The sequence below is a fragment of the Bradyrhizobium sp. 33ap4 genome (genome assembly GCF_032654765.1).
Classification (GTDB): Bacteria; Pseudomonadota; Alphaproteobacteria; order Rhizobiales; family Xanthobacteraceae; genus Bradyrhizobium; species Bradyrhizobium australafricanum.
On record NZ_JAUMTJ010000127.1, the window covers coordinates 1 to 6604 of the forward strand.

The window sequence follows — 6604 nt, forward strand, 5'->3', positions numbered from 1 at the left end:
AACGGCCCGGAATTACCGGGCCGTCGTCACTCTCGCTGCCATTGTTCTATGGATGCGCTAGTGTCCACACCACCTAGGGCGTGACGATGTCATTTCGAGCCGAGCTACGAACTCTGGTTACCTCGCCCCGCGCGCGGGGAGAGGTCGGAGCGCATCGTTAGATGCGCCCCGGGTGAGGGGGAGCCTCCGCAAACGTTGCTATCACCATCCATGCGGAGACGGCCCCTCACCCCAACCCTCCAAGAGCACGCTTCGCTTGTCTCGACCCCGTAAGAACGGGGAGAGGGAGTGCACCACCGGCAAAGGAACACCGCACATGAGGATCGTGACCAGACCGAAGCAGAGGGCCGTGATCGCGCGCGAACTGATGATGGTCAGCCGCGCCGCGCATGTGCTGCAGCGAACTGGCCTCGCGATGGCCGGTGCCATGGCCGGCACCTTCGTCGCCGCCCAGCTCGCCAAGGGCCATGTCGCTGTCTTCGGCACGCTCGGCTTCATCGCGACGACGATCGTGATCGGTGCAGTCGGCTTCTATCTCGGCATCGATGTTCCCAAGCCGGTGATGCGCGGCACGGGTCGCATCGATGCCGTCGAGCTGATGAGCGCGGGCGGCATCTTCCTTGCCGCGCTGGCTGCGCTGGTGTCGGTCTACGGCATCGTGTTCGACGAGATTCCGCCGCGCGCCTGGGAGTTCGTGATCGGCACCTGGTGGTTCGGCGGCGGCATCATGCTGGCGACCGCCGGTCTCGTCGGCCGTCAGCGGCCGGCGCAGAAGGCCGCCGCGCTGTCGACGGGGCCGATCCGGGATCAACGGCTGCGGCGGTGAGTACGGTCGCAGACCTGCGGCCCCGCTGCGCCAATCTGTCCCGTAACTGCGATCGGCCGATGCGATACCCTGACCAAAAAATCGGGGAGGGACTTCATGCCAGCGAAATTCAGCCGCCGTCACGTCATCGCTGCCGGAACCGCGGCTGCCGCGATGCCCTTCCTGCCGCGCGGCGCCTCGGCGCAAGCCGCCTGGCCCTCGCGGCAAATCCGCATGATCTGCAGCTACCCCGCCGGCGGGCAGACCGATCTCCTGGCACGCGCCTTCGGCGAATTCATCGCAAGGCAAGTCGGGCAAACCGTCGTCATCGAGAACAAGGCGGGCGCCTCGGGCTCGATCGGCGCCGCCGAGGTGGCGCGCGCCGCGCCTGACGGTCACACCATCCTGTGCTCGATCTCGACCACTTACGTGATGAACCGCGCGATGATGAAGAACCCCGGCTACGACATGGACAAGGATCTGACGCTGGTCAGCGTGATCCCGGGCGCCGGGCTGCTGCTGGTCGCGAGCCCGAAATTGGGCGTCAAGACACTGGCGGAATTCGTCGCCTATGCGCGCAGCAGCGGCAAGGTGAATTTCGGCACCTATAGCGCGGGCTCCGCGCCGCACATGACGATCAACGAGCTCAACAAGCAGTATGGCCTCACCATCGAGCCGATCCACTATCGCGGCGAAGCACCGATGTGGACCGGGCTCGCGGAAGGTACGCTCGATGTCGCGATGGGCAGCTACACCGCCGCGCAAACCGTCCTGCAAAGCGGTCGCGGCGTCGTTTTTGGGGTGCATTCGAAGAAGGTCGACGCGATCCCCGAGATCAGGACGTTGCCCGAGCAGGGCGCGACGTCGAAGTTCTTCACCGTGAGCGGCTTCTCGGGCTGGGCGCTGCCGAAGGCGACGCCGCAGCCGATCGTCGATCGGCTGTCGGAGATTTGCGTCGCCGCCAATAGCGATCCGAAGGTCAAGGAGGTGCTTGCGACCTTCGTGCTGGAGCCCGCGATCGGCTTCAAGGACAGCAATGCGCTGTATCAGCGCGAATTGCCGGTCTGGATGGAGGCCGCGCAGTCACTCGGCCTGCCGCCGGCTTGAAGCGATCCGGAACTGAAGGATGGCTGCATCGACGGTCACCATTCGTCGTAGAACCACTCCCTCGGGATACGAGGCCGCGCTCTTGCGTATGGCGGGATAGACGTCCGCTCGGGCTTGCGCGCGGCCGGCGCCGGCTGCGTCGGAGCCGGTGACGCCTTCGGCTCGGAAACCTTCGCGAGCGCTCGTTTCATTTCTTCCTGGCTCGCCTTGAGTTCCTCAATGGCTTTGGAGCTCTCGCGGGCCATCTGTTGCTGGTTCGCCTTTAGTTGCTCGATATTTCGCTCAACATTTGCGAGGTCGCGTGCGATCGTTTGCAGCAGCTGCGTCTGATCGGGAAGGGCTGTGTTGGCCGTCGGCGCGGCGTCCTGCGGTGGTGCGGTCTGAGGCAACGGCGTCGCTTGGGGCGGAGCGGCGTCTGCCGCGGCGACCTGAACGGCAGGTGGAGCGGGCTGCGCCGGAGGCTGCGGATCATCCGGCGGCAATGCTGGAGTTGAAACGAGCTGCGGCGCCCAACGGGCGACAAGCAGCTTGGCTTCCCCGCCATATGACGACTGCAAAGCCAGGGCAGCGACCACGATACATGCTGCCACCGACAAGGCGGTGAGGGCGCGGAATACCGGTCTTCCGGGCCGCGATTGCGAGGCAAGTCCGGAAGAAGCAGGGCTGGGCCCGGAAGAAACGGGGTTGGGTCCGACCGAGGGCGGGTTTGGCTTTGCCGACGGGTGGGACGCGGCATCGCGCTCCATTCTTGCGAGCTGTTCACTCAAGCGCGTGAGTTCTTCATCGGCGCGCGCAATCTGCTTTTGGGCTTCCGCGAGTCGTTCGTCGGCGCGCGCGCTCGGGCTATCGTTCGATCCAACTGGGTTCGGAGTGGGCGTGGAGTTCATTGACGTTTCCCTTTCCGTCCAATGTCACCCAAGAGTGCCGACTCGGCTATCCGTCAGGGGCGATCAGCCTCCAGCACTCCCTTCAGTCTTGTCTAAAGAATGGCCGGATGATAGCGCGCCCGAGGTCTCGTGATAATGGGGCGGGATATTGGCCCGGGCTAGCCGAAGATCGGGTCCGCTCGGGTCAAAAGCCGACATCATTCCGCGCCGCTTGGGGCAATGCAAACGGCCCTGGCCAGCGTAGTCTCAGGCGTCCCGCTGGACCAACTCGAAGGTGATGCCCTCTGGGCCCTCGAACAGCCGGAGCTTCCGGCTGATGTAGTCCATCTCCTCGCTCAGCATGGTGACACCGTTGGCCACCAGGTGCGCGGTGGCCGCCTCGATGTCGTCGACGCGGAAGGCGAGGTGATTGAAGCCCAGCTTTCGCAGATTGGTCGGGTGCACCCCCGGATCGGTCCCCGGGAGCGGGTCGAACTGAAGCAGCTGGATTTCGAAATCCGCTCCTTCGAGTGCGAGGGTGATGTGCTGCGCTCTCATGGCCGGCATGCCCATGTACCGGGCGGGAACGCCGCCGTCGATGGTCGCGACGTGAGTCTTCTTGAAGCCGAGCAGTGCGAAGAATTCGATCGCCGGGCCGGCATCTGCCACTGCGATAGTCACATGATCCGGACTGAGTATCATCTGATCGCTCCCTGTCATCAGCGACGCGCCGGCTTTCCTGCTGGAGGCTATCAGCTCGCTCCGTCCGCCGGTAGGTGGGTCGGCCCTGCGGCGACACAATCCGACGGGCAACTCCAATTGTAGGATGGGTAGAGCGAAGCGAAACCCATCGATTTAAGCCCGCGGCGCCAATGATGGGTTTCGCTGCATCGTTGCGCGAAGCTGAAACGACGAGTCCCGTCAACCACACCCGCCGCGGAGTATGGGTCCCGGCTTTCGCCGGGACGACGAATGGAAAGAGTTGCCCCGGCTACTTCTCCAAATTCGCATGCGGCCGGCCGAAGTCGGGTGCGGCGGAGTCCTGGCCGGTCTCGACGATGCCGCGGCGGATGGCGCGGGTGCGGGTGAAGTGGTCGAACAGCGCTTCGCCGTCGCCGCGCCGGATCGCGCGGGTCAGCTTCGACAGATCCTCGTTGAAGGTGCCGAGCATCTCGAGCACGGCGTCCTTGTTGGCGAGGAATACGTCGCGCCACATCGTCGGGTCCGAGGCCGCGATGCGGGTGAAGTCGCGGAAGCCGCCGGCGGAGAATTTGATGACCTCGGATTCCGTCACCTGCGCCAGCTCGTCGGCGGTGCCGACGATGGTGTAGGCGATCAGATGCGGCAAATGGCTGGTAATCGCGAGCACGAGGTCATGATGGTCGGGCGTCATGATCTCGACCTTGGCGCCGAGCGCGGCCCAGAACGTTCGCAATCGGTCGGTCGCCGCGGGATCGGTGCCTTCGGGCGGGGTGAGGATGCACCAGCGGTTGATGAATAGCTCGGCGAAGCCGGAATCCGGCCCCGAATGCTCGGTGCCGGCCACCGGATGCGCCGGGACAAAGTGGACGCCGTCAGGCAGATGCAGCGCCATGTCCTTGACGACGGCGCCCTTCACCGAGCCGACGTCGGAGATGATCGCGCCGGGCTTCAGATGCGGCGCGATCTCAGCGGCGACCGGGCCGCAGGCGCCGACCGGGATGCAGAGGATGACGAGGTCGGCATCCTTCACCGCCTCGATGTTGGTCTCGACGACGCGATCAACGATGCCGAGTTCGGCGACGCGCGCACGCGTCTTCTCCGAGCGCGCGGTGGTCACGATCTCGCCGACCAGCCCTTGCGCGCGCGCGCCGCGCGCGATCGAGCCGCCGATCAGGCCGAAGCCGATCAGCGCGATGCGTTGGAAGAGCGGGGCGGTCGTCACGATGTCACTTTCCGGCCAGGAAGTCGCGCAGCCCCTCGACCACGAGGCGGTTGGCCTCCTCGGTGCCAATGGTCATGCGCAGCGCATGCGGCAGCTTGTAATTGTTGAGTGCGCGCAGCACGAGGCCGCGCCGTGTGAGATAGGCGTCGGCTTCCGCCGCGGTCTTGCCCTTGTCGGTCGGGAAATGGATCAGCACGAAATTGGCGACGCTCGGCGTCACCTTCAGCCCGAGCTTGCCGATCTCCTCGGTCAGCCAGTTGCGCCATTGTTCGGTGTGGGTTCGCGACATCTGCACATGCGCCGTGTCCTCGATCGCCGCCACCGCCGCCAGCATCGCCGGCGTCGTGACGTTGAACGGACCGCGGATGCGGTTGCAGGCATCGACGATATGCGCCGGCCCGAACATCCAGCCGATCCGCAGCGCCGCAAGGCCGTGGATCTTCGAGAAGGTGTGCGTCACCACCGTGTTGTCCGTGGTCGCGACCAGCTCGATGCCGAGCTCGTAGTCGTTGCGCGAGACATAGTCGGCATAGGCGGCGTCGAGCACCAGCAGCACATGCGACGGAAGCGCGGCGCGCAGCCGCTTGACCTCGTCGAACGGGATGTAGGTGCCGGTCGGATTGTTCGGGTTGGCGAGCCAGACCAGTTTCGTGCGCGGCGTCACCACCTTGAGTATGGCATCGACGTCGGCCGTGAAATTGGTCTCGGCCGCGATCACGTTCCTGGCGCCGTTCGCCATGGTGGCGATCGGGTAAACCAGGAAGCCGTGGGTGGTCGAGATCGCCTCGTCGCCGGGCGCGAGATAGGTGTGCGCCAGCAGGTTGAGGATTTCGTCGGAGCCGGCGCCGCAGATGATGCGGTCGGGATCGAGGCCGTAGGCGCGGCCGATCGCCTCGCGCAGCACGCGTGAGGTCCCCTCCGGATAGTCCTCGAGATGGTCAGCCGCCGCCTTGTAGGCCGCGATCGCCTTCGGAGACGGCCCGAACGGCGTCTCGTTGGCGGACAGCTTGAACACTTTGCGGCCCGGTTCCGGCACCGGGCTCTTGCCGGGCGTGTAGGGCGCAATATCGAGGATGCCGGGGTTCGGCACGGGGCGGGACATCATCAACTCCGAACAGAGCGTTTTCGAGCGAAGTGGATACCGGTTCGCGTGAAGAAAACGCGTCAAAACAAAAGCCTGGACGGGCGGCTGGCTCTTACTTCAGGTCCTGGCCGATCCGTTAGAGGGCACCGTATAGCGCGTTGCGTGGCTGCCGACGAGGGCCGACGAGCGGACCGAGGCGCCGGCCTTGATCAGGGCGAGCTTGATGGCCTCGAAATCGTGTCCGGTGACCGAGACCAGGAGCGCCGCGCCGTCGAAAGCGGTGTCGGGGACCGCGACGATCTCGGCGAGCGGCGCAAGCGCCCGGGCGACATCGGCGTTCCAGCCGGAGACGCGCACGCTCCAGGTCTGCACTTCGGTGACCATGGCGTCGTCGGCGACCCGCGAGATCACGAACACCGGCAGCGCGGCGGGATGGTCGGCGCGTTCGAGGAACGGCAGCCGCGCGATGATCTTCGGCGCGCCACTGGCCTCGAGCGCATTCCACCACGGCGTACGGCTTGCGATCGCGGAGACCAGCGCGAGGTCGCCCTTCGACTTCGCCACCGCCTCGACCGCGGCCTGTGCGCTGAAATGCGACACGTAAGGCACCACGAAGCCGAAGTGAAACCGCGCCGAGTCGCGCATGGCCGACTCGCCGACCGAAACATCGGCATGCACCGCGAACGGCGCCTGCACATAGGTGAAGGTCGAGATGATGACGCGCCAGATGCTCTCGATGGTGTCAAGTCGGAGGCCAAGCGGTCTTAGGAAGACAACTATAACACTCAACTCCTTGGCTCACAGAACGACATGGCTAC

General features: G+C 65.4%; 7 protein-coding genes. 2 read left to right on the top strand and 5 right to left on the bottom strand.

The window, feature by feature from the left end; translation table 11 throughout:
* The first annotated feature begins 316 nt into the window (after positions 1-316).
* Both Q2M23_RS42895 and Q2M23_RS42900 read left to right on the top strand, forming a co-directional pair.
* A complete protein-coding gene (locus Q2M23_RS42895) occupies positions 317-826 on the top strand; it encodes a hypothetical protein (protein ID WP_316399406.1) in 510 nt (169 codons plus the stop codon).
* Positions 827-922: 96 nt separating this feature from the next.
* A complete protein-coding gene (locus Q2M23_RS42900; RefSeq protein WP_316399408.1) occupies positions 923-1912 on the top strand; it encodes a tripartite tricarboxylate transporter substrate binding protein in 990 nt (329 codons plus the stop codon).
* Positions 1913-1947: 35 nt separating this feature from the next.
* Here Q2M23_RS42900 and Q2M23_RS42905 read toward each other — a convergent pair whose 3' ends face one another.
* The 5 genes from Q2M23_RS42905 to Q2M23_RS42925 all read right to left on the bottom strand — a co-directional run bounded on the left by Q2M23_RS42905 (position 1948) and on the right by Q2M23_RS42925 (position 6575).
* Complete coding sequence (locus tag Q2M23_RS42905; protein WP_141340956.1) at positions 1948-2799, bottom strand: hypothetical protein; 852 nt, start codon at positions 2797-2799, stop codon at positions 1948-1950.
* Positions 2800-3045: 246 nt separating this feature from the next.
* Complete coding sequence (locus Q2M23_RS42910) at positions 3046-3498, bottom strand: VOC family protein (RefSeq protein WP_309143558.1); 453 nt, start codon at positions 3496-3498, stop codon at positions 3046-3048.
* 271 nt (positions 3499-3769) lie between these two features.
* Entirely contained in the window at positions 3770-4702 is a 933-nt protein-coding gene (locus Q2M23_RS42915; RefSeq protein WP_316399410.1) for a prephenate/arogenate dehydrogenase family protein, read from the bottom strand.
* A 4-nt stretch (positions 4703-4706) separates the two neighbouring features.
* Positions 4707-5804 (bottom strand): histidinol-phosphate transaminase, encoded by a 1098-nt coding sequence (gene hisC / locus Q2M23_RS42920; protein ID WP_028341890.1) that lies wholly within the window; start codon positions 5802-5804, stop codon positions 4707-4709.
* Between the two features lie 99 nt (positions 5805-5903).
* The gene (locus tag Q2M23_RS42925; RefSeq protein WP_316399411.1) at positions 5904-6575 is read right to left on the bottom strand and encodes a hypothetical protein; all 672 of its coding nucleotides are present in this window, start codon (positions 6573-6575) and stop codon (positions 5904-5906) included.
* Between the last annotated feature and the right edge of the window lie 29 nt (positions 6576-6604).

Coding starts and splice junctions, on each gene's coding strand:
- Q2M23_RS42895 (WP_316399406.1), top strand. CDS start 317: ATGAGGATCGTGACCAGACCGAAGCAGAGGGCCGTGATCGCGCGCGAA.
- Q2M23_RS42900 (WP_316399408.1), top strand. CDS start 923: ATGCCAGCGAAATTCAGCCGCCGTCACGTCATCGCTGCCGGAACCGCG.
- Q2M23_RS42905 (WP_141340956.1), bottom strand. CDS start 2,799: ATGAACTCCACGCCCACTCCGAACCCAGTTGGATCGAACGATAGCCCG.
- Q2M23_RS42910 (WP_309143558.1), bottom strand. CDS start 3,498: ATGACAGGGAGCGATCAGATGATACTCAGTCCGGATCATGTGACTATC.
- hisC (WP_028341890.1), bottom strand. CDS start 5,804: ATGTCCCGCCCCGTGCCGAACCCCGGCATCCTCGATATTGCGCCCTAC.